The sequence below is a fragment of the Actinomadura keratinilytica genome, assembly GCF_039539665.1.
GTDB lineage: Bacteria > Actinomycetota > Actinomycetes > Streptosporangiales > Streptosporangiaceae > Spirillospora > Spirillospora keratinilytica.
Window position 1 is genome coordinate 21827 of sequence record NZ_BAABDO010000049.1, and the last position, 22065, is coordinate 43891.

The following is a 22065-nucleotide window of genomic DNA, read 5'->3' on the forward strand; positions in this document are numbered from 1 at the left end:
GTGCGGCGGCGGGGTGCGGTGGCGCACATCGGCTGCGGCGCGGCGCTCAAGGGGTGCGGCGCGGCGCTCAAGGGGTGCGGGCGAAGATCCCGACCTGCGAGAATGACGGCATGAGTGCGCGTAAGCCGATCGAGTCGTGGCTGTCGGACATGGACGGCGTCCTGGTACATGAGGGGCAGCCCGTTCCGGGCGCCGCGGAGTTCATCCGGCGGCTGGAGGCCTCCGGCAAACGCTTCCTCATCCTGACCAACAACTCCATCTACACCCGCCGGGACCTGGCGGCGCGGCTGGCGGCGGTGGGGCTGAACGTGCCGGCCGAGTCGATCTGGACCTCGGCGGTGGCGACGGCGCGGTTCCTGCAGGACCAGCGTCCGGAAGGCTCGGCGTACGTGATCGGCGAGGCGGGGCTGACCACGGCGCTGCACGAGGTCGGCTACGTGCTGACCGACCTGGATCCGGACTATGTGGTGCTGGGGGAGACCCGCACCTACAGCTTCTCCCAGATCACCAAGGCGATCCGGCTGATCGAGCGGGGCGCGCGGTTCATCGCGACCAACCCCGACCCGATCGGCCCGTCGGCGGAGGGGTCGCTGCCGGCGTGCGGCGCGGTCGCCGCGATGATCACCAAGGCGACGGGGGTGCAGCCGTACTTCGTCGGCAAGCCCAATCCGCTGATGATGCGCACGGCGCTGAACGTGGTCGGCGGGCACAGCGAGAGCACCGCGATGATCGGCGACCGGATGGACACCGACATCGTGGCCGGGGTGGAGGCCGGGTTGGAGACGATCCTGGTGCTGACCGGGGTGACGCGCAAGGAGGAGGTGGAGCGGTTCCCGTTCCGCCCCTCGCACGTGGTGCCGTCGATCGCCGACGTGATCGAGATGATCGACGGCGGTCCGGCGTCCTGACGGCGGCTCCCGGGGGCACACCATGCGCATGATCAGGCAGGCGGGCCGGCACGAGCTGGAGATCCGCAAGTCCCGGTTCATCTGCACGCTGGCCCGGGTGCAGACCGAGGCCGAGGCGGTGGCGTTCATCGCCGAGCACCGCCGGGCGCACCGCGACGCCACGCACAACTGCACCGCCTACGTGGTCGGCGAGCACGGTGAGATCACCAAGAGCAGCGACGACGGGGAGCCGTCCGGCACGGCGGGCGTGCCGATGCTGGAGGTGCTGGTGCGGCGCGGCCTGACGGGGGTCGTGGCGGTGGTCACCCGGTATTTCGGCGGGGTGAAGCTGGGCGCGGGCGGGCTGGTGCGCGCCTACGCGCAGGCGGTGTCCGAGGCGATCGACGCGGTGGGCGTGGTGGAGCTGCGCCCGGTGGTGACGGTGACGGTGAGCGCCGATCACGCGCTGGCGGGGCGGCTGCTGGGCGACCTGCACGGGCGGGGCCGCGAGCCGTCGCAGGTGCGTTACGGGCGGCTGGTGGAGGCCGACGTGCCGGTCGCGGTGGACGAGGTGGACGATTTCCGGGCGTGGGTGGCGCAGGTGACGGGCGGACGCGCCGAGGTGCGGTGCGGCGCCGAAGGCTACGTCGAGGTCCCCGTCTGACCCCCGAGCCCCCATCCGAGCCCCCACCCGAGCCGATCCGGTCCGGCCTGGCCTGGGCCGGTGGTTCCTGCTGCGCCGCCGGGTGCCCGGCGACCGGGCCGGGCCGCAGGGGGGCGGTGTGGGGATGATCACAGACGGGGCTCGGCAGCGGCCGCGGGGGCTGCTTCGAGCGTCTGTAGGAGCAAGTCGTGTTGCCCGCCCTTGCCTGTGAGGAGGCCCTGTGACCGCCACCGGCACCCGCCAGCACCCCACCACCGCCGCCACCGCCCCCGGGGCGGGGGACGCCGAACCGGGCGGGCAGGTCGCGGCGGCGCGGACGGGCCGCGCGCTGGGGTGGCGTGTGCTGCGCAAGGCGGCGGTCGCGGTCGCCGGGGTGGCGCTGATCGTGGCGGGCGTGGCGATGCTGGTGCTGCCGGGGCCCGGGGTCGTGGCGATCCTGGCCGGGCTGGGGCTGCTGGGCACCGAGTTCCCCGCGGCGCGCCGCGTCAGCGAACGCATCAACGGCTACGTCCGCGCCGCCTGGCGCAAGATCCGCCGCCGTCCGGCCGACGGCAAGGACGCCTGAGCACGTCCCCGGACGGCCCGCCCCGCATGCGGAGGGCATCGAGGGGGCGGGCCCGGCCGGAGGTCAGCTGAGCCAGCCGGGGCGGATCATGCCGCTCTCATAGGCCAGCACCACCAGCTGGGCGCGGTCGCGCGCGCCGAGTTTGGCCAGGATGCGGCTGACGTGGGTCTTGGCGGTGGCGGGGCTGAGGACGAGCCGTTCGGCGATCTCCTCGTTGGACAGGCCCGCGGCGACCAGCTCCAGCACCTCGCGTTCGCGGTCGGTGAGCGCGTTGAGCTCGACCGCGGGCGGGGGCTGGTTGATGCGGGCGGCGAACTCGGCGATCAGGCGGCGCGTCACCGTGGGCGCCAGCAGCGCGTCCCCGCGCGCCACCACCCGCACGCCGTGGATCAGTTCGGGCGGTTCGGTGTCCTTGACCAGAAAGCCGCTGGCCCCGGCCTTGATCGCGCCGTAGACGTAGTCGTCCAGGTCGAACGTCGTCAAGATCACCACTTTGACGTCGGTCAGGCGCGGGTCGGACACGATGCGCCGGGTGGCCTCCAGGCCGTCCAGGACGGGCATGCGGATGTCCATCAGCACCACGCGGGGGCGCAGCCGGGCGGCCAGGTCGACGGCGGTCCGCCCGTCTCCGGCCTCGGCGACGACCTCGATGTCGTCCTCGCCCTGGAGGATGGACCGGAATCCGGCCCGGACCAGTGTCTGGTCGTCGGCCAGCAGCACCGGGATCAACTGTTCTCCTTCATGTCACCGGTCTTCGGTCTGGTCGTCGATTGCGGGGGGCGTACAGCAGGAGAAGGCAGGTGAGGAAGCGGCGGGTGTGGCCGCGCGAACGCGCCCGCGCATACCGGCCCATCCCGACAGCGTCCGACGGCGCCGCGCTCATCGGGTCACTGTCACGGGCACCACCGTAGTCGAGCGGCACCCCCACCAGTCATCAACCTGCGAACGGCCCCACCCCCCGGGGGGGCGGCCGGGCCCGAACCTGGGCGGGACCGGGACGCCCGCGTCGGGGGAGACCCTTGACTTTCGGCAGTATCGCAGCAGTTGGGCGGCTTGTACCGTGGGCCGGGTGGACGACCCGACCTGCACGGCTGTGCCGCGGCCCGGTCCCGCCCCCTCCCGAACCCCCGCAGCGTCCCCGGGCCCTTTCCGCCACAGCCCCCCGCACCGGAACCGGCGGGCCTGGCGGGGTCGGCGGGGTCGGCGGCGGGTGCCGGCGCGGCGCGCGGCGCTGCTGGACCTGCTGCTGTGGGCGGTGCTGTCGTTCCCGATGGTGGTCACCGTACTGCCCCCGCGTGCGGGGCAGGCCCGCTGGTGGCTGGAGGCCGCCGCGGTGCTGGTGCTGGGCGCGGCCATCGCGGTCGGCCGGGCCTGGCCGCTGACGGCGCTGGTGACCGGGACGGCGCTCACCGCCGTACACGGCAACTTCGTGTTCGCCCTGCCGGTCCTGGCCTACCAGACCGGGCTGCGCCGCACCCGCGCCCGCCCGGTCCTGTGGGGGTTCACCGGCATCTTCGTGGCCGGCACCGTGTGGAACCTGGTCCGCGGCGTCGAGGTCACCGTCTGGTTCCCGCTGACGATCTGGCTGGTGCTGCTGGGCGTGCTGCCCTGGCTGGCCGGCCGGTACTGGCGCCAGTACCGGCAGCTGCTGCACGCCGGGTGGGAGCGCGCCGAGCAGCTGGAACGCGAGCAGCGCATCGTCGCCGAACGCGAACGGCTGCGCGAACGCGCCCGCATCGCCCAGGACATGCACGACTCCCTCGGCCACGAGCTGGCGCTGCTGGCGGTGCGCGCCGGCGCCCTGCAGGTCGCGCCCGGCCTGGCCGACCGCCACCGCGCCGCCGACGCCGAGCTGCGCGCCTGGGCGGCCGAGGCCACCGAGCGGCTGCGGCAGATCATCGGCGTGCTGCGCGAGGACACCGCACCCGACGCCGCACCCGACGCCGCGTCCGGCGCCGGGGCCGGTGCGGTGTCGGCGGGCGATCCGCCCGTGCCGGACGTGCCGGTCGGCCGCGCCGTGGCGGAGCTGGTCGACCGTGCCCGCGCCTCGGGCATTCCCGTCACGCTCGTCCAACAGCCCCCGCCGCCCGCGGACCCGCCGGAAGACACGCCAGGGGACACATCGGGGGACACATCGGGGGACAGGGCGGGGGACACGCCTGGGGGCACGGCGGGGGAGGGGGCCGCCGAGCTGGCCCGCGCCGCCCCCGGCACCGCCGTGGCCATCTTGACCACGTTCGGGGAGGACGAGTACATCGCCCGCGCCCTGTCCGGCGGCGCCAGCGGGTTCCTGCTCAAGTCCGGCGACCCGCACGAGCTGATCGCCGGGGTGCGGGCCGTCGCCGGCGGCGCCGCCTACCTGTCGCCCAAGGTCGCCCACCGCGTCATCACCGAGCTGCGCGGCGGCCGCCTGGCGCACGGCGCGCACGCCCGCCGCCGCATCGCGGCGCTCACCCCGCGGGAACGGCAGGTGCTGGCGCTGGTGGGCGCCGGGCTGTCCAACGCCGAGATCGCCTCCCGGCTGCACGTGGTGGAAGGCACCGTCAAGGCGTATGTGAGCACGATCCTGATGCGGCTGGAGGTCCGCAACCGGGTGCAGGCCGCGATCGTCGCCTACGAGGCGGGCCTGATCGACGGCACCCCCGCCCCCTGAGCCCCGGCCACCGCCGCCTTGTCCGTCCACGAGCGGCGAGGGGCCGCCCCCGCAGGTCGGCCACCTGCTAGGAACGGCCCCTCGCCGTGAGTGTCCGCAACGCGGTGAGTGTCCGCAACGCGCCCGCGCGCCGTACCCGCCGCGCACACCGGCGCGGCGGGCGGGCGGTCAGCGATGCGGCGGCTCCAGGTCGCGGCCGGGGATGGCCGCCAGGTCCGGCCTGGTGACCGCGGTCCCCGCGTCACCGGCCAGCATCCGGCCCGCCGGGCCCGCCGCGGCCGGGGAAGGGACCGCCTCGACCGGCACCCCGGCGCCCAGCAGCACCGCACCCGCGGCCACCCGCCGCACCGCCACCACCAGCGGCGCGACCGCACGCACCAGCAGCACCGCCACCAGCGGCGCCACCACCACGCCCAGCACGAACCCGGCGGCCACGTCGTGCGGGTAGTGCACCCCCACGAACACGCGGGAGAACGCCATCACCGCCGCCAGCGGCAGCACCAGCCACGCCATCGCCCGCCACGCCACCACGATCACCGCGGCCGACGCCGCCGCGATCGTGGCGTGGTTGCTGGGGAACGACCAGTCGCCCGGCGCCGGACACGCGACGATGTTCATCGCACCCGCCACCGCACGGCACGGCCGCTCCTCCTGCAGCACGCTCTTGGACACCTCGCTGACCAGGTACGCGGCCACCACCGCCACCGGCGCCAGCAGCGCCAGCCCCATCGCCCGCGCGTCACCGCCGCGGGCCCGCCACCAGCCCACCACGAACAACACGGCGAACACCAGCAGCCCCGCATCCGTGCCGACCTCGGCGAACGAATGCACCCACGACGGCGTGCCATGGGCGAACTCGGTGATCTCGCGATACAAGTCAGCGCTGAACTCAGGCGCGCGCATGCTCTCCCTCACGCTCGAAGCGATCGATGTGAGTTACACATCGAAAAGTGATCCTGCACCAGACTGCTGGAGTTCACCCGACGTTCACGATTATGTCGAGAAAGTCACGTAACAGGGTCTTTGTTACCGGCGGTTCGGCACCCCGCCGCCCCCTCCAGATCAACGGCCCCCACCCCCGCCCGCACCTCCACCGGCGCCGACGGCTCCGCGAACGCCACACGACCGCCCCGGCGGCGCCGCACAAACCGCACCGCCTCCACCACCAGGGTCACCGCCACCGCCAGCCCCAACCCCATCGCCACACCCCGGACCGGGTCCTCCCCAAACGCCACCCCGCCCACATAACCCAGCACCGCCCCGTACACCGCCCAACCCACCGCCGCCAGCCCCGCGAACAACGCGAACGAACGCACCGGATACCCCACCGACCCCATCGCCACCGTCACCGCCGTCCGCCCACCCGGCACATAACGCGCCACCACCAAAAACAACCCGCCACGCTCGTCCAACACCCCACGCGCCCAACCCAACGCCCGCCCACGCCGCGACCCCGCCGGCGCCCGCGCCACCAACCGCCCACCCCACAACCGCCCCACCAGATACGACACGTGGTCACCGGTGAACGCCCCCAGCGCCGCCAGCACCACCACCGCCACCACGTCCGGCTCACCCGACGCCGCGTACACACCCCCCGTGATCACCAAGCTCTCGCTCGGCACCGCCGGGAAGAACCCGTCGATCACCGCCACCGCGAACAGCGCCACGTAGAACCACGGAGAGGCCACCGCGGCGTGCAGCACCTGCCCCACCAGATCCGTCACTGCGTCCATACCGCCCGACGCTAGAAAACGACCACCCCCGGCGGCATCGAACGAACGACCCCCACCCACCCCCACTTTCGTCAGGGCCCACACCGCGTCCTGCGAACGATGTACACAAGGATCCTCACCCCGGAGGACGATCCGCCGCGCCCGCCCGCCACATCCTTGAACCACCCCGCCACCACAACCCCCGGCACCCAGGAGAACCACCCATGCCCACCCCCCACCACCTCCCGCACAACACCCCCGACGGCGCACCCGACAGCGCCTCGAACGGCATCGCGGGCGCCCCGCCGATACGCGCCTCCGACGCCGACCGCACCGCCGTCATCGAACGCCTCGGCGACGCCCTCGCCGAAGGCGCCCTCGACACCGCCGAATACCAGCGCCGCCTCGACGCGGCCGCCGCCGCCGTCACCACCGCCCAACTCGCCCCGCTCACCGCCGACCTGCCCGTCTCCCGCGCCGCCCAGGCCAGGGCCGCCGCCGCCCGCCGCGCCGCACGCGCCCGCGCCGACAAACGCGCCTGGTTCGACGAATGGAGCTACTGGGCCGGCGGCGCGGTCATCATGACCGTCATCTGGGCCGCCACCAGCCTGCATGCGGGGGAGTGGAAGTCCTACTGGCCCGCCGTCCCCCTCGGCATCTGGGCCGCCGTCCTCATCTCCTACGCCGTCTGGCCCGACAAACCCCGCGACGACGACCCCGACGAACCCCACGGCCCCGACACCGCGGCGAAATAGGGTGGCGCCCCACCACCCCCACCGCCCACACTCCCTCATCTGTGAGCATCCTGCACATCTTCGACATGGACGGCACCCTGCTCGCCGGCTCCACCGCCGGCCTCGAACTGGCCCGCCGACTCGGCACCCTGCCGCAGCTGAAAGAACTGGAAGCCCGCTTCGCCGCCGGAACCCTCGACACCCGCGGCTTCGCCGCCGCCCTCCACCGCCTGTGGCGCGACCTGACCCCCGACGCCGTCGCCGCCGCCTACGCCGCAGCCCCCTGGATCGACGGCATCGCCGACGTCTGCGCCGACATCCGCGCCCGCGGCGAACACAGCGCCGTCATCACCATGTCACCCGACTTCTTCGCCCGCCACCTGCTCGACCTCGGCTTCGACGACGTCCTCGCCTCCCGCTTCCCCCCACCGCCCTTCACCGCCCCCCTCGACCCCGACGCCATCCTCACCCCCGACGACAAAGTCCGCCTCACCGAGGACCTGCGCCGCCGCCACGGCCTGCCCCGCACCCGCTGCGTCGCCTACGGCGACTCGATGTCCGACGCGCCGCTGTTCCGCCACCTCACCCACACCGTCGCCGTCAACGCCGACCACCACCTGTCCGACCTGGCCAGCATCGACTACCGCGGCAGCAACCTCACCGAGGCCTACACCCTCGCCCGCACCCTCCTGCACCGCTGACGCCCAGGCCGCACCCATGGGAGACGCACGGCACGTTCTGCCGCCGCCACGGCGACGCCATGATGGACACCCACGCCCACGGCGCCGAACCAGCCGGAGCCCCGCCCATGCCCACACCGCCGCCCACACCGCCCACCGCCGACACCGCACCCACCACCGGGCCCGCCTACGCGCACCCCGCGTTCTGGCTGACCGCCACCGCCGTCACCTACGCGCTCACCCACCACGTCGGCGTCGCCATGGCCTGGCTCGGCACCATCGGCCCCACCCGCTGGGCCGACTGGATCGACCTGCTCACCCCCTACGCCGTCCTCCTCCCGGCAGCCGCCGCCCTGCACACCGGGGGAGCGGACCGCCGCGCCTGGGCGCTCTACCTCACCGGCGCCCTCACCTACGTCGAAGGGCACGGCATCCACCTGGCCGCCAACTCCGTCGGCAACCACACCCCCAACGCGGCCGCGCACCTGTGGGACGAGGTCGTCGGCCACTACATCTGGTACGGGGGAGCGGCCCTGGTCGCGGCGTCCCTGGCCGCGGCCCTGGCACACCACCCGGCACCCCGCACCGCCGCCGGACGCGTCCTGACGCACACCGCCGCGCTGCTGACCGGAGTGACGTTCACCACCAACAGCCTGGAAGGCGGCACCGCCGACATGGGCATCGCCGTGGCGGCCGCGTTCACCGCCTGGGGCTGGAGCGCGCGCGGCCGCCTCGGCGGCGCCTGGGCGACCGCGTTCGCCTGCGCGCTGCTCCTGCTGGCCGCCTACGGCCTGCGGCAGGGCGGCTTCCCCCAGCCCTCCCAGCTCGGCTGGATCTGACCCCTGGACCCGCCCCCCGAATCTGACCTGCGCCCACGCGCCCCCGACCGCGCCCGTCAGCGCTCCTGGCCGGAGGGCCGCGAATCCACGCGCCCCAGCAGCGGATGCACCCGCATCGCCGCCTCCAGCTCCCCGGGCAGCTCGTCACGGTAGCGGCCCAGCGTCGACAGGTCGGCATGCCCCAGCACCCGCCGCACCGCGTCCATGTCGGTCGCGGCCGCCAGCAGATGCGTCGCGGTGGTGTGCCGCAACCCGTGCGGCGTGACGGCGCGGCGCCGCTCCGGCTCCACCCGCGCCTGCACCCGGTCGATCACCGCCTGCACGTCACCGCGCGCCAGCCGGCGGCCCCGCCACGACAGCAGCAGCGCCCGGGGTTCGCGGCCGCGGTCCAACAGGGGACGCCCCTCGGCCAGATACGCGTCCAGCACCTCCGCCACCGGACGCGGCAGCGGCACGTCCCGGGTGCGGCCGCCCTTGCCGAACACCCGCCAGTACCGCACCCCGTCGTTGACGAAGAAATGCTCCACATCGGCGCGGGTCAGCTCCGACACCCGCGGCCCCAGCTCCGCCAGCAGCAGCACGATCAGGCCGACCCGCAGCTCCACGCGCTGGTTGCGGCGCCGCCCCGGCTCGGCCGCCGCCTCGGCCAGCCGGCGCGCCGCGCCCAGCAGCCCCTCGGCCTGCTCGGCGGTCAGCGCCCGCCGCTCGGCGCGCAGCCCGCGCCGCGGCCGCGGCCGCGCCGCCGCCCCCGCCTTCGGGTCCAGATGCACCCACCCGGCGATCATGGCGTGCCGGAACAGCGCCGACACCGACCGGCGGAACCGCGCCTGCGACGCCGCGCTCTGCGTGGCGACCGCGGCGCCCTCGCCCGCGGCCCGCCCGTCACCGCCGGGGGAGGGGGAGGGGCCGCGGCGCCGCCCGTCGGGTTTGCGGGCGAACGCCAGCAGCACCTGGTCGATGTCCTCGCCGGTCAGATCGTCCAGCACCCGGTCGGGCCCGGCCAGCTCGGCGAAGGTGTGCACGTCGCGCACGTACACCTCGGCGCTGCCGGGCGCCAGCGCGCCGGTGAGGGACTTGGCGCGGACCATCTCGGCGTACCGGTCCACGGCCTGGGCGACGGTGACACGTTCGACATCACGGGGACGCACATCGCGGCACGTTACCGTCCGCCGCCGACAGACCCCACCACCCCCACAAACCCGACAGAACATAACAAACCACTCAGAAGATGGATTCTGTACGGTTTGATCACCCGGCCGGGATGAGATCATGGACAGGGCGCCGCGGCACCACCGGCCCAGCCGCGCCGCCTGTGTCGGCGGGGGACGGGAAGGCGCAGCACATGGCGGACCAGGCACTGTTCGACCAGGTCGGCGAGGTCGTCAGGGGATCGGCACCCAGGGCCGCCGGGCCGCTGCGCGTGCAGGTGCGCTCCAACGGAGTCAAGGTCTGGTACGGCGACGCCGCACCGCCCAGGGAGCACTTCGAGGCGCAGCTGGTGGCCGCCGACATCGTCACCGACGCCCGCGTGCGCGCCCTGGAGATCGGCTGGCACGCCGAGCATCCCCGCGAGGCCGACAACCAGGCGCTGCTGGACGGCCTGCGCGCCCACGAGCCGCGGTGGCGCGCCGCCCTGGGCGACGACGCGGTCGCCGGGGTGTTCCTGGGCCGGACGACGTGGCGGCGGATCTCCGAGACCTGGCTGGACCCCGACCTGGACGGGCCCGACGCGCCGTTCGACATCGGCGTCCGGCTGGTCGACTACATCAGCGCCCTGCAGCCGCACCGCGCCGCGCCCTGAGACCCGCCCGCCGCCCGCGCCGCACCCGACCGCGCCGTCGCCCAGGGCGGCCGCCGGGCGGCAGGAGCGACCGCGCACACCCGGCGGCGCCCACATTGCGGGCGCCTGATCCCGGGTCCGCACACCGGCGCCGGACTGCGGCGCCGGTGCCGCCGACTGCCGCCCACCGGACGGGAACGCGCCGGGCGGCTGCAACACCAGCGACCACGCCGCCGCCGAGTCATCGCCGAACACGGACGGCTGCACGAACAGCCCCTTCCGCCCCTTCCGACCAGGCCCGACGCATGGTCGATAATGCACATTATGTTAAGTAGACCTGGTTGGGACGCCCCCGCGCGCCCACCGTCCTCCTCCCCCCGGTCGCATCACCCGTCGCGCTTTCACGGGATGGACATCTGCGCGCCGATGCGCCGCGCCGCCTGAGGCCACCGCCGGCCGCAGGCTCTCTGACGGGCCATGCTGTGTCTTCAGTCGCCTTCTCGAGCTGCGCCCCTACCGACGCGCCGTCGCTTCCAACCGGGCCGGCGGCGCTTGTGGGTGCGTCCTGCGGATCCGGTTCTAGGCGGTGTTCGGTTCTGGGTCGGCGTCACGCGCTTTCCCGGTTCGTCCCGGCGCCCCGACCGCAAGGCCCCGCCCAAGGTGGGGCGGCGACCTTCGGCGCGTCGGCGGTCGGCACCGGCGCGCCTCCTCCAGCGCGTGGCGGCCGTCCGCGGCTGCCGGAGAGGCGCTTTACATCGATCCTGGACGGCGCACCGGCGGCGGTCCTGGCTGGTGGTGTGCGCGGCGGCGGGAGGTGGGCTTCCCGCTGCCTTGCGCCCCTCCCCCGTGGCCGTGCCGGGCACGACCGAAGATGTCTTCACCTGTTGACAAGGCCGCCCGGTTTGACCGATTTGCTCGCGTCGGTGTTTCGGGTCCGGCGGGTGGCGGTGCGGGGTGCGGAGGTTCGCCGACACTGCCGCCCACTCCCCTGCCGCCGCATGCCGTTCCCGCGGCGCGTTGACGCCGGATGGCCCCGTCGGAGTCCCGTGGTGACGCTGGGATCCCGCCGCGCCCGCGGCCGCGCCCCGAGCTGTTCGGCGCCTGCGGCAGCCCCCGAGTCCGCCCGTCGCGGAGGCTGTCACAGCAGACCTCCTCCCCCGCCGGTTGCTCCTCGAGCGCGCCCCGGCTGCAGCCTTCCGGTGCCCCGGTGTTGGACGCACCGCCTCGCACACCCCCACTGCCCTCGGCCGCCCCCCGCGGAACCGCGGAACCGGGATGGCCCGACCACAACGCGTCTTGTTGCAACACCGGCCGGGCCGTGACGGTGCGCGGGGCGGCTCGAGGCGGCGGCCCTGATGCGGGGTCGGGGACGGGCTCGTGCGTGGTGGGGAGGGCGGGGCGGGCTTCCTACATCTTCAGATGTACGCGACGGTGGGGGGCTGCGCGAAAGGTGCAGGCAGGTTGTCGGCTGTGGCCGGATTCGCCGGGTGGGCGGCGGGCCCGATGATCGGGGCGTATCGATCGGGCGAGCGGTGGGAGGGGCACGGGTGGACGATCCGGTGCTGCTGGCGCGGGTGCAGTTCGCGTTGACGGCGGGTTCGCACTTTCTGTTCGTGGCGTTGACGTTGGGTCTGGCGACGCTGGTGGCGTTGACGCAGACGCTCGCGACGCTGTCGGGCAGTGCGGTGGCCGGGCGGATGACGCGGTTCTGGGGCCAGCTGTATGTGATCAACTATGCGGTCGGGATCGTCACGGGCCTGGTGATGGAGTTCCAGTTCGGGTTGAACTGGTCGGGGATGTCGCGGGTCGTGGGTGAGGTGTTCGGGGCGCCGCTGGCGATGGAGACGGTGGTGGCGTTCTTCGTGGAGTCGACCTTCCTGGGGTTGTGGATCTTCGGGTGGGATCGGCTGAACCGGTGGGTGCACCTGGCGTTGATCTGGGTGGTGGCGGCCACGGCGTACTTCTCGGCGTACTTCATCCTGGTGGCCAACGGGTTCCTGCAGCGGCCGGTGGGCTACCGGATGGAGGGCGGGGTGGCGCACCTGACGGACGTGGGGGCGCTGCTGACCAATCCGACGGCGCTGTTGGCGTTCGGGCATGTGGTGTTCGGGGGGCTGCTGACGGCGGGGTTCTTCATGGCGGCGGTGAGCGGCTACCACCTGTTCCGCAGGACGCCGGAGGCGGATCTGTTCCGCCGGTCGATGCGGACGGGGCTGGTGGCGGTGGTGCTGTCGGTGTTCCCGGTGGTGGTGTTCGGGGGGATGCAGTTCAGGTACGTGCAGCCGACCAAGCATCCGGGGACGCAGGAGGCGGCGGCGCAGGTGGCGCAGTTCCAGGCGCGGTTCGGGCCGGGTGATTACACGCCGCCGGGGCTGGCGTCGGCGGGTGAGATCGCGATGGTGTCGGCGTGGACGCTGATGTCGCTGGTGGCGATGGTGGCGTTGGTGAAGCTGCCGTTCGGGCGGTGGCTGGAGCGGGGCCGGGTGTTCCACGTGCTGGTGATGGCGGCGTTGCCGCTGCCGTATGTGGCGATGATCTCGGGGTGGGTGTTCCGTGAGGTGGGTCGGCAGCCGTGGATGGTGTACGGGGTGCTGACGACCGAGGATGCGTTGTCGGATGTGCCGGCGGGTGCGGTGACGGCGTCGTTCGTGGTGTTCACGGTGGTGTTCGCCGTGCTGGTGGCGGTGAACGTGTGGCTGCTGGCGCGGTATGCGCGGCGGGGGCCGGAGGCGGTGCGGTTGGGTGCGCCGGGGGCGCCGGAGCCGGACCGGCCGGTGTTGACGCCGTCGCTGTGAGCCCGCTGTGTGCGGGCGGGGCGAGGTTTCGTGTCGGACGGTGTCGTGCCCGGTTGCGGGCCGGCCCGGGGTGAGGAGTCGAAACTGGAGACGGTTGCGCTGTTGGTGCTGGCGGTGTTCACCGCGGGTTACCTGGTGCTGGAGGGGGCTGACATCGGGGTGGGGATGCTTTTGCCGGTGCTGGGCCGTGACGCGCGGCAGCGGCGGCTGGTGATCGCGTCGTTCGCGCCGTTGTTCTTGGCGAACGAGGTGTGGCTGGTGGCGGCGGCGGGGGTGGTGGCGGGTGCGTTCCCGGGGTTGGAGCATGCGCTGCTGAGCGGGTTGTACCCGTTGTTCGTGGCGTTGCTGGTGGGGTGGATCGTGCGTGACATGGGGCTGTGGTTGCGGGGTCGGGTGGATGCGGCGCGGTGGCGTGCGGTGTGTGACGGTGCGGTGGTGGCGGGCAGCTGGGTGCTGGCGCTGGTGTGGGGTGCGGTGCTGGGCACGGTGCTGGTCGGCGGGGGCCGTGTGGAGGAGGGGGTGAACGCCGGGACGGTGCTGGGGTTGCCGTTGGCGTTGGTGTTCGCGGTGCATGGGGCGGGGTTCGCGCGGTTGCGGCTGGCCGGTGGTCTGGTGGAGCGGGCGCGGCGGGTGCCGGGCCGGTACTGGGTGTCGGCGCTGGGCCTGGTGGGGGTGATGGTGGCGGCGGGGTCGCGGTTGCCGTGGTCGCAGGTGGTGGCGGGGCCGCAGGCGCTGGGGGTGACGGCGGTGCTGTGCGCGGTGATGTTGCCGTTGCTTTTGGGGGCGCAGGCGCTGGTGTGGTGGACGTTCCGGGGCCGGGCCGAGTCCCCCGGCTACCTGTGAAAAGGAAGGGGGGTGTGCGGTGAAGGCGGTGGAGCGTCGTCTGCTGGGGTGGCTGCCGCGGCGGGTGCCGGTGGTGCTGGCCGCGGTGGCGGTGGCGCAGGCGGTGCTGGTGGTGGTGCAGGCCGATGCGTTGGCGCGTGCGGTGGCGGGGTTGGATGCCCGGTTGCTGGTCGTGGTGGGTGCGGCGGTCGGGGGGCGGGCGGTGCTGGCGTGGGTGGCGTCGGATGTGGCGGGGCGGGCGGCGGCGGGGGTGAAGGCGCGGCTGCGCGGGGAGCTGTTGGCGCGTCCCGGTGCGGGGCCGAACGGGGCGCGGGTGACGCTGCTGACGCGGGGGTTGGATGCGGTCGATCCGTTCTTTGCCGGGTATGTGCCGCAGCTGGTGGCGGCGTGCGTGGTGCCGCCGGTGGTGCTGGTGCGGTTGGGGGCGGCCGATTGGGTGTCGGCGGTGGTGGTGGCGGTGACGGTGCCGTTGGTGCCGGTGTTCGGGGCGCTGGTGGGGGTGAGCACGGCGCAGTGGACGGGCCGGCAGTGGGGGCTGCTGCGGCGGTTGGGCGGGCATTTGCGGGACGTGGTGGCGGGGTTGTCGACGCTGCGGGCGTTCGGCCGCGCGGGTCATCAGTCGGTGGTGGTGCGGCGTCTGGCTGAGGAGCATCGGCGGGCGACGATGGGGGCGTTGCGGGTGGCGTTCCTGTCGTCGCTGGTGGTGGAGCTGGTGTGCTCGTTGTCGGTGGCGTTGGTGGCGGTTCCGGTGGGGTTGCGGCTGCTGGAGGGGCGTTTGGAGTTGGCGACGGGGCTGCTGGTGCTGTTGCTGGCGCCGGAGGTGTATGCGCCGTTGCGGGCGTTGGGGTCGCGGTTCCATGCCAGTGCGGAGGGTGTGGCGGTGGCCGGTGAGGTGTTCGGGGTGCTGGACGCGCCCTGCCGGGCCGCGGCCGGTGGTAGCCGGGCTGTGACGCGGCGGGCTGCCGGCGGGGTGCCGGAGGTCGTGCTGGAGGAGGTGACGGTGCGGTATCCGGGGGCGGAGCGTCCTGCGCTGGCGGGGGTGTCGCTGCGGGTGGCGCCGGGTGAGCGGGTGGCGGTGACGGGACCGTCGGGTGCGGGCAAGTCGACGCTGCTGGCGGTGGTGGCCGGGCTGGTGACGCCGGAGTCGGGGCGGGTGCTGGTGGACGGTGTGCCGCTGGAGGAGCTGGATGTGGCGCAGTGGCGGTCGCGGCTGGGCTGGGTGCCGCAGCGGCCGCATCTGTTCGCCGCGTCGGTGGCCGACAACATCCGCCTCGGGGTGCCGGACGCCGACGACGCCCGGGTGCGGGCGGCGGCGCGCGCGGCGGGCGCCGAGGAGTTCATCGATGCCCTGCCGGAGGGGTTGGCGACGGTGCTCGGTGAGGGCGGTGCGGGGTTGTCGGCGGGGCAGCGGCAGCGGCTGGCGGTCGCGCGGGCGTGGCTGACGCAGGCGCCGGTGATGCTTTGGGACGAGCCGACGGCGCGGCTGGATGTGCGCAGTGAGGGGGTGCTGGTGCAGGCGGCGCGGCGGCTGCTGGAGGGCCGGTCGGCGGTGATGGTGGTGCATCGTCCGGCGCTTTTGGGGGCGGCGGACCGGGTGGTGCGGCTGGTGGACGGCCGTCTGGTGTCCGATGCCTCCCCCGCCGCCGCACGGCCGGCGGTCCGGTCAGAGGTGTGACGGACAGGACGGCGGCGGCGTGACCGGAACGACGAGCGTGACGCAGACGGCCGACGTGACCGGTTCGGGCGGTGGCGTGCGGGCGCTGCGCGGCCTGGCCGGCGTGGTGCGGCCGTATGCGGGGCGGCTGGTGTGGGCGATGGCGGCCGGGGTGGCGGCCGAACTGTGCGGGCTGGGCCTGGTGGCGGCCGCGGCATGGCTGATCGCGCGGGCGGCGCAGCAGCCGACGATGGCGGCGTTGTCGCTGGCGATCGTGGCGGTGCGGGGGTTCGCGCTGGGCAAGGGCGCGCTGCGGTACCTGGAGCGGCTGGCCGGTCACGATGTGGCGTTGCGGGCGCTGGCGCGGCTGCGCGGCCAGGTGTTCGACGCGCTGGCCGCGCGCGGTCCGGCCGCGGCGGGTGGCCGCGTGTCACGCGATCTGGGCGATGCGCAGGTGCTCAGCGGGCTGGTGTCGGATGTGGAGGCGGTGCAGGATCTGCTGCTGCGGTGCGTCCTGCCCGCGGTGACGGCGGTGGTGTGCGGGGCGGCGGGTGTGGCCGTGTGCGCGATGGCGGTGCCGTCGGCGGCCGTGCCGCTGGCGGCGGGCCTGCTGGTGGGGGGTGTGGTGCTGCCGTGGGCGGCGTGGACGGCGGGGGCGCTCGCCGCGGCGCCGGTGGCGGGGCAGCGGCAGCGGCTGGCGGTGTGTGCGCTGGACGTGCTGGACGGCGCCGAGGATCTGGCGGTGTTCGGCGCCGCCTCCCGGTTCAGCGCGCGGGCGGCGCGGGCGGCGCGGCGGCTGGAGCAGGCCGAGCGGGCCGCGTCGCGCACCGCGAGCGTGCTGGGCGCGGCGGGGCTGGTGGTGGCCGGGGTGACGGCGGCGGTGGTGGCCTGGCAGGCGCTGCGGTCGGGCGCCGACCAGGTGCAGGTGGCGGTCGTGGCGCTCACGGCGCTGGTGGCGGTCGAGGCGGTGCTGCCGCTGGCGGGCGCGGCGCAGCGGATGCGGGACGTGCTGGCGTCGGCGCGGCGGGTGGCGGCGCTTTTGGCCTCTCCCCCGCCGGTGGCGTCCCGCGGCGGAGCTTCGCTGCCTGCGGGGCCGTTGAGTGTGGAGCTGCTCGGGGTGACGGTCGCCTTCGACACCGCCGCGTCCCCTGCCCGGACCTTTTGTGCCCACGGCCGTGCGGCGTGGGGCGGGGTGGCGTTGGACAGGGTGGACGTGCGGGTGGAGCGGGGCCGGCGGGTGGCGATCGTGGGCGCCAGCGGCGCGGGCAAGAGCACGCTGCTGGCGGCGGTGGCCGGTGCGGTGACGCCGCTGGCCGGGTCGGTGCAGCTGGCGGGCCGCGACCTGGCCGCCTACGCCGAGGACGACGTGCGGGCGGCGGTGCGGGGGTTGACGCAGGACGCGCATGTGTTCGCCGGTACGGTGCGCGCGAACCTGCTGCTGGCGCGTCCGGACGCCTCGCAGGCTCAGGTGGAGGCGGCGGCGCGGCGTGCCCGGTTCCTGGAGGTGGTGCGGGAGCTGCCGGACGGGTGGGACACGGTGGTCGGTGAGGGCGGCCGCGGGTTGTCGGGCGGGCAGCGGCAGCGGCTGCTGCTGGCGCGGGCGCTGCTGGCCGATCCGCCGGTGCTGGTGCTGGACGAGCCGACCGAGGCTTTGGACACCGCCACGGCCGATGAGATCACCCGGGAGCTGCTGACGTGGCCGGGTGGCGGCACGCTGCTGCTGGTGACGCACCGGCTGGCGGCGCTGGGCGACGCCGATGAGGTGCTGGTGTTGGACCGGGGCCGGGTGGTGCAGCGGGGCCGCCACGACGACTTGGTGGCGCGGCCGGGCCCCTACCGGGATCTGTGGGAGGCCGAGCGGCTTTCCGCCTGACCCGGCCTGCCCCCCGGGGGGTCAGTCTTCGGGCAGGAGGGGGCCGAGGGGGCCCAGGTCGAGGTTGAGGTCGCCGTCGTGGAGGTCGAAGTGGTCTTTGAGCTTGTCCATGGCCTCTTCCAGGCGCATGAGCGCCAGGCCGAGCCGTTCGATCTGGTCGTCGTCCAGGGTGCCGGAGTCGACGCGGCGCAGCGCCTGGCGTTCCATGAGCTGGCGGATCAGCTCGACCAGGGTGAGCACGAGTTTGACCAGGTCGCGTTCGACCTGGTCGGCGTCGGTCTCCAGGCGTTGCCGCACGCGTGCCGACGCCGGTGTGGACCGTATCGGCCGGGCCCGCACCGGCGCCGTCTGCCTGGCGGCCGGTGTGTCGGCCGGTGTGTCGGGCGGTGTGTCGGGCGGTGTGCGGGTGGCGTCGCGGCCGGGGCCGGGGCTGGTGTCGGGGCTGGTGTCGGGGAACAGGTCGCCGGGGACGGGGTCGTGGACGTGGACGTCCCCGCTGACCGGCTCACGGCGCATCACGGCTGCTCCTCTACGGCGGCGGGCTCGGACGCGGTCAGCTCGCCGCGGACGGTGGTGATCAGGGCGCGCAGGGACACCTCGACCAGATCGACCTCGGCAACGGAGATCACCAGGTCGCCGGTGAGGACGACGCCCCCGGCCAGCAGCCGGTCCAGCAGATCGACCAGCGCCACGCGCTCCAGCGGCGGCCCGTACGGCCCGGTGTCGACGACGGCCGTCATGGCGCCTCCCCCCGCCCGGACCGCCCGCGCCGGTTCGCACCTGCGGCGGCGGTGTCGGTGGTGTCGATGTCGCTGGTGTCGATGAAGGAGTACGGCGGCCACGGCCCGGTGACCTCGACGTCGACACCGGTCAACTCGGCGTCGGCGCGGCGGGCGGTGTCCAAGAACCCCTTGGTGTGCTCGTCGTCGAGCAGATAGGCCATGTTCAGCACCGGCACCCCCGCCCGCCCCGACAGCCGCTGGTCCTGCGGAGGATGGCGGCGCGAGGCGCGCGCGTACTGGATGAGGCGTTCGTGGACCGACTGGGCGTAGTCGCCGACGCGCCGGGAGGCGTCCTGGCGGCTGCGGCGCTGCGCCTGACGCCGCCGCAGATACGCCGTCCCCGTCCTGCCGCCGGCGGTCTGCGGCTGCGGCTCGGGGTCGCAGGTCTCCAACGCCTCGGCGTGGGCGTAGATCTTCACGCCCCATTCGGCGCGGCCGCTGATCAGGTCCAGGACGCGGGTGAACTGGGGGTGCTGCTCGTGCAGCACCTGCCGGACGCGGTCGTCGTCGCGGTAGAGGGTGGCGATGCGGACCGGTGCGGTGGGGGCGGCCTGCGCGGCGCGGTCGACGACCTCGTGGTGGGCGCGGGCGGTGGCCTCCAACCAGTCCAGGTCCTCCAGATGGTCGCGCAGGGCGTCCTCGCCGAAATCGGCCAGTTCCACGGTGCTGACCAGGGCGATCAGGTCATCGGCGGGGACCGCGCGCACGGCGGCCGACGACACGCCGGTGACGCCGCCCAGCGCCCCCGGGTCCAGGCCGCGCGCGACACCGTACAGGTACACGGCGGTGCCCTGCCGTCGGGTGCCGGGTTCGTGCCGGCCTGTGTGGTGGTTCATCACCCCTCCTTACCCCTCCTGTCCGCCTTCGCCCGTCTCACCTGGCCTTTCGGTGGGACGGCCGCCCAGCGGGCGGGCCGCGGGCGCGGCGGCTTCCAGGGCGGCCAGGCGTTCGCGCAGCAGGCGGTTCTCCTCGGCCAGCCGGTCGTGCTCCAACCGGTCGCGCTGTTCGGCCGCCTCCACCTCGGCGCGGGCGCGCGACGACAGCGACGGGTCGTGCTCCCACCAGTCGATGCCCATCTCCTTGGCGCGGTCGACGGAGGCGACCAGCAGCCGCAGCTTCACGGTGAGCAGCTCGATGTCCAGCAGGTTGACCCGGATGTCCCCGACGATCACGATGCCCTTGTCCAGGATGCGTTCCAGCAGGTCGGCCAGGCTCGTACCGGTCCGCTGCTCGCCCGCCGGGCGGACGACGCCGCCGCGGGCGCCGGTGTAGGGGATCTCACTCAAAGCGGGTCATCCTCCGTGTGCTGTCTGGGTGTGCCGTCTGGGTGTGTGCGAACGGCGGTGCAGTGGTCTGCGGCGCAGCGGGTCAGGGGTGGTCGACGCGGCCGCGGGTGTAGCGGCGGACGCGGTGGAACGCCGCCAGCTCCCCGTCGGCGTCCAGGTCGGCCTCGTAAACGGCGAGGATGTCGGACGAATCGGGAATGCGATGGGTCTCCACCACCTCCACGGTCACCCGCCACCCGCCGTCCTCGCGGCGTTCGACACCGACGACCCCTTCGGCGGCGCGGCCGGTCATGCCGGTGACGTGACCGACCGCGCGGCGCGCCGCCTGGGACGCGTCCGCAGACGCTCCGGGCGGCTGACGCGGCATCGCTCACCCCCCGGGCGGTTCCTCGCGCGGCACGCCGGCCGCACCCCCGCGCTGTTCTTCCTGGGCGTCGAGGTGTCCGGGCCGACCGGGGTCGTCCCACTCCCCCGGCTCCCCCGGCTCCCCCGGCGCCGTCGGGCCGCCAGGCGCCCCGGCCGTGTCTCCGGCCGTGTCTCCGGCCGTGTCTCCGGCCGTGTCTCCGGCCGCGGGACCGGCGGCGGGACCGGCGGCGGGACCGGAACGGGGCAGCCGCGCCAGCAGCTCCTCCTCCCGCGCCGCGGCCTCGTCCTCATCGATCTCCCCCGCCGCCAGCAGATCGGCGATCTCCTGCATCTCCGCCGCGATCCGCGCCGGGTCGTACAGCTGCGCCTCGGCGTGCTCGGTCAGCACCTCGGCGACCCAGATCACGCCGCGCACCGGCGCCAACGGCAGCGTCGCCAGTCCCGTGATCAATCCCATGTCGCCCCTCCCCTGTGTCAGCCGCCCGGGACGAAGTCGTAGGGCGGCAGCGGTCCGATCAGCCGCAGGCGGATGCGGTCGGCGTGCTCGGCGCCGAGGGCGTCCACGGCCTGCTCGAAGTCGCCGCGGCGGTCGCGGTCGATCAGGAACGCGGCGTCGACGACGTCCTCGTCGCGGGCCGGGGTCTTGGGCGCGACCTCGCGGGCCGCCGGTGCCAGCCGCTCCAGCAGGACGCGGGCGTCGTGCTCGCGGCGCCGCTGCAACGCCTGGGCGATCAGCTCGCCGAGGCGGACGCGGTCGTAGTACAGCGCGTCGGCGGCGTCGGCGGGCGCCTGCCGCAGCCGCCGCGACAGCTCGGCGACCTGCGGGTCACCGGCCATGACCTCGCGCAGCACGGCGTCCTGCACGTAGGTGCCCTTCAACCGCAGCTCCAGGCGCCCGTCGACCCGGTCGAGGTCGCCGGTGAGGCGGTCGGCGTTGGCGGCCAGCAGCTCCTCGGCCACGGCGTCGCGGCCGGTCATCGCGGCGCCGAACCGGAACGGCAGCACCGCCAGGCCGGCGTCCACCAGGGCGGCCAGCACCCGCTGATGCGCCAGCAGGTCGGCGCGCTCACCGAGCGGACGGCCCGCCGGCAGGGCGCTGACGGCCGCGCCGCAGCCGCCGCGGGCGACCACGGTCACCGGCTGGCCGCCCAGGCCGGTCAGCCCGGGCGGCACGTCGGCGTCACCGCGGATGACGCCGTAGACGTACAGGGGCGTGTCCTGGCCGGCGGGACGGGTGTCAGGGGCGACGTCCGGGCGGGTCATTCCTCCTCCCTCCCGGAGGGCCGGGCGGCGGGTTCGCCTTCGCGGTCGGCGGTGCCGAGGCTTTCGCGGAGCCGTTCCTGCGCGCCCTGCAGGGCGCCCTTGGTCTTGCTCTCGGCGCCGGACCGCTGCATGTCGCCGACCAGCTGCGGGATGCCCTTGGCGGTGCCGTCGTGGGCGATGTCCAGGCGGTTGACCGCCTCGGCGAACCGCAGGTAGGTGTCGACGCTGGCGACGACGATCCGCACGTCGACCGTGAGGATCTCGATGCCGACCAGCGACACGCGCGCGTACACGTCGATGACCAGTCCCTTGTCCAGGATCAGGTCGACGACGTCGGCCAGTCCGCTGGAGCCGCCGCGCTGGACGTAGTTGGTGCCCGAAGTCTGCTGGGCGATCGGCCCAGTCATGTCATCCACTCCTCGTGGGATGGGGGGAATGCTGCTGTAGTCACAGCCCCCCTACCCGCACTTACCGGGCTAAACAGGACATAGAGCGTCGGTTGTCACATGGTCAACACCCGCCGATCAGCGCCGCCGGACCACCCGACGGCCGATCGCGGCCGCGGCGACCGCCACGGCCGCGACAGCGGCGGCGCCCAGCAGGCGGCGCAGCGACAGAACCCGGACCAGCAGCCCCGGCAGCGCCACCGCACCGTGCGCGGCGCGTTCGGCGGCGCGGGCGGCCTGGCG

The 22065-nt window shown here is 74.4% G+C and carries 23 protein-coding genes and 2 pseudogenes; 13 read left to right on the forward strand and 12 right to left on the reverse strand.

What is annotated here, in order from left to right:
• Positions 1-110 precede the first annotated feature (110 nt).
• From ABD879_RS17075 to ABD879_RS17085, 3 genes are all read left to right on the forward strand, one after another.
• Entirely contained in the window at positions 111-908 is a 798-nt protein-coding gene (locus tag ABD879_RS17075; RefSeq protein ID WP_345022417.1) for an HAD-IIA family hydrolase, read from the forward strand.
• 22 nt (positions 909-930) lie between these two features.
• The gene (locus ABD879_RS17080) at positions 931-1551 is read left to right on the forward strand and encodes a YigZ family protein (protein WP_345022418.1); all 621 of its coding nucleotides are present in this window, start codon (positions 931-933) and stop codon (positions 1549-1551) included.
• 220 nt (positions 1552-1771) lie between these two features.
• A complete protein-coding gene (locus ABD879_RS17085) occupies positions 1772-2116 on the forward strand; it encodes a PGPGW domain-containing protein (RefSeq protein WP_345022419.1) in 345 nt (114 codons plus the stop codon).
• 63 nt (positions 2117-2179) lie between these two features.
• Here ABD879_RS17085 and ABD879_RS17090 read toward each other — a convergent pair whose 3' ends face one another.
• A complete protein-coding gene (locus ABD879_RS17090) occupies positions 2180-2845 on the reverse strand; it encodes a response regulator (protein ID WP_345022421.1) in 666 nt (221 codons plus the stop codon).
• 541 nt (positions 2846-3386) lie between these two features.
• On the opposite strand from ABD879_RS17090, the pseudogene ABD879_RS17095 reads away from it, so the two are divergent.
• Both ABD879_RS17095 and ABD879_RS17100 read left to right on the forward strand, forming a co-directional pair.
• Positions 3387-4022 (forward strand): annotated as a pseudogene (locus ABD879_RS17095) (histidine kinase); the annotation flags it as partial.
• Between the two features lie 279 nt (positions 4023-4301).
• Positions 4302-4769 (forward strand): annotated as a pseudogene (locus ABD879_RS17100) (LuxR C-terminal-related transcriptional regulator); the annotation flags it as partial.
• A 168-nt stretch (positions 4770-4937) separates the two neighbouring features.
• Here ABD879_RS17100 and ABD879_RS17105 read toward each other — a convergent pair.
• Both ABD879_RS17105 and ABD879_RS17110 read right to left on the reverse strand, forming a co-directional pair.
• Positions 4938-5672, reverse strand: a complete 735-nt coding sequence (locus ABD879_RS17105; RefSeq protein WP_345022423.1) for a phosphatase PAP2 family protein — start codon at positions 5670-5672, stop codon at positions 4938-4940.
• Between the two features lie 104 nt (positions 5673-5776).
• Complete coding sequence (locus ABD879_RS17110; RefSeq protein ID WP_345022424.1) at positions 5777-6502, reverse strand: DedA family protein; 726 nt, start codon at positions 6500-6502, stop codon at positions 5777-5779.
• A 203-nt stretch (positions 6503-6705) separates the two neighbouring features.
• On the opposite strand from ABD879_RS17110, the gene ABD879_RS17115 reads away from it, so the two are divergent.
• From ABD879_RS17115 to ABD879_RS17125, 3 genes are read left to right on the forward strand one after another with little or no spacing between them, the layout of a single operon-like run.
• Positions 6706-7236: a DUF1707 SHOCT-like domain-containing protein gene (locus tag ABD879_RS17115; RefSeq protein WP_345022425.1), complete on the forward strand. Its 531-nt coding sequence runs from the start codon at positions 6706-6708 to the stop codon at positions 7234-7236.
• A gap of 41 nt (positions 7237-7277) precedes the next feature.
• A complete protein-coding gene (locus ABD879_RS17120; protein ID WP_345022426.1) occupies positions 7278-7916 on the forward strand; it encodes an HAD family hydrolase in 639 nt (212 codons plus the stop codon).
• A 59-nt stretch (positions 7917-7975) separates the two neighbouring features.
• The gene (locus ABD879_RS17125; protein ID WP_345022427.1) at positions 7976-8734 is read left to right on the forward strand and encodes a hypothetical protein; all 759 of its coding nucleotides are present in this window, start codon (positions 7976-7978) and stop codon (positions 8732-8734) included.
• 56 nt (positions 8735-8790) lie between these two features.
• Here ABD879_RS17125 and ABD879_RS17130 read toward each other — a convergent pair whose 3' ends face one another.
• Complete coding sequence (locus ABD879_RS17130; RefSeq protein ID WP_345022428.1) at positions 8791-9882, reverse strand: tyrosine-type recombinase/integrase; 1092 nt, start codon at positions 9880-9882, stop codon at positions 8791-8793.
• 194 nt (positions 9883-10076) lie between these two features.
• Between ABD879_RS17130 and ABD879_RS17135 the strand changes: the two genes are divergently transcribed.
• From ABD879_RS17135 to cydC, 5 genes are all read left to right on the forward strand, one after another.
• Positions 10077-10535, forward strand: a complete 459-nt coding sequence (locus tag ABD879_RS17135) for a hypothetical protein (protein ID WP_345022429.1) — start codon at positions 10077-10079, stop codon at positions 10533-10535.
• Positions 10536-12061: 1526 nt separating this feature from the next.
• Positions 12062-13309 (forward strand): cytochrome ubiquinol oxidase subunit I, encoded by a 1248-nt coding sequence (locus ABD879_RS17140; protein WP_345022430.1) that lies wholly within the window; start codon positions 12062-12064, stop codon positions 13307-13309.
• 45 nt (positions 13310-13354) lie between these two features.
• On the forward strand, positions 13355-14152 hold the full coding sequence (locus ABD879_RS17145; protein WP_345022442.1) for a cytochrome d ubiquinol oxidase subunit II: 798 nt from the start codon (positions 13355-13357) through the stop codon (positions 14150-14152).
• A 28-nt stretch (positions 14153-14180) separates the two neighbouring features.
• Complete coding sequence (gene cydD, locus ABD879_RS17150; RefSeq protein WP_345022431.1) at positions 14181-15827, forward strand: thiol reductant ABC exporter subunit CydD; 1647 nt, start codon at positions 14181-14183, stop codon at positions 15825-15827.
• A 19-nt stretch (positions 15828-15846) separates the two neighbouring features.
• On the forward strand, positions 15847-17679 hold the full coding sequence (cydC, locus tag ABD879_RS17155) for a thiol reductant ABC exporter subunit CydC (protein ID WP_345022432.1): 1833 nt from the start codon (positions 15847-15849) through the stop codon (positions 17677-17679).
• Positions 17680-17700: 21 nt separating this feature from the next.
• Here the strand turns inward: cydC and ABD879_RS17160 are convergent, their stop codons facing one another.
• The 8 genes from ABD879_RS17160 to gvpJ form a co-directional block, all read right to left on the reverse strand.
• Complete coding sequence (locus tag ABD879_RS17160) at positions 17701-18195, reverse strand: gas vesicle protein K (protein ID WP_345022433.1); 495 nt, start codon at positions 18193-18195, stop codon at positions 17701-17703.
• Positions 18195-18419, reverse strand: coding sequence for a gas vesicle protein (locus ABD879_RS17165; protein WP_345022434.1), 225 nt, complete (start codon positions 18417-18419; stop codon positions 18195-18197). The genes ABD879_RS17160 and ABD879_RS17165 overlap by 1 nt, the downstream gene beginning before the upstream one ends.
• Positions 18416-19297: a GvpL/GvpF family gas vesicle protein gene (locus ABD879_RS17170; protein ID WP_345022435.1), complete on the reverse strand. Its 882-nt coding sequence runs from the start codon at positions 19295-19297 to the stop codon at positions 18416-18418. The genes ABD879_RS17165 and ABD879_RS17170 overlap by 4 nt, the downstream gene beginning before the upstream one ends.
• 9 nt (positions 19298-19306) lie before the next feature.
• Entirely contained in the window at positions 19307-19738 is a 432-nt protein-coding gene (locus ABD879_RS17175; RefSeq protein WP_378272569.1) for a gas vesicle protein, read from the reverse strand.
• Between the two features lie 91 nt (positions 19739-19829).
• Positions 19830-20114, reverse strand: a complete 285-nt coding sequence (locus tag ABD879_RS17180; protein ID WP_345022437.1) for a gas vesicle protein GvpO — start codon at positions 20112-20114, stop codon at positions 19830-19832.
• A gap of 3 nt (positions 20115-20117) precedes the next feature.
• Positions 20118-20570, reverse strand: a complete 453-nt coding sequence (locus ABD879_RS17185) for a gas vesicle protein GvpG (RefSeq protein ID WP_345022438.1) — start codon at positions 20568-20570, stop codon at positions 20118-20120.
• Positions 20571-20587: 17 nt separating this feature from the next.
• Complete coding sequence (locus ABD879_RS17190; protein ID WP_345022439.1) at positions 20588-21376, reverse strand: GvpL/GvpF family gas vesicle protein; 789 nt, start codon at positions 21374-21376, stop codon at positions 20588-20590.
• Entirely contained in the window at positions 21373-21783 is a 411-nt protein-coding gene (gvpJ, locus tag ABD879_RS17195) for a gas vesicle protein GvpJ (protein WP_345022441.1), read from the reverse strand. The genes ABD879_RS17190 and gvpJ overlap by 4 nt, the downstream gene beginning before the upstream one ends.
• Between the last annotated feature and the right edge of the window lie 282 nt (positions 21784-22065).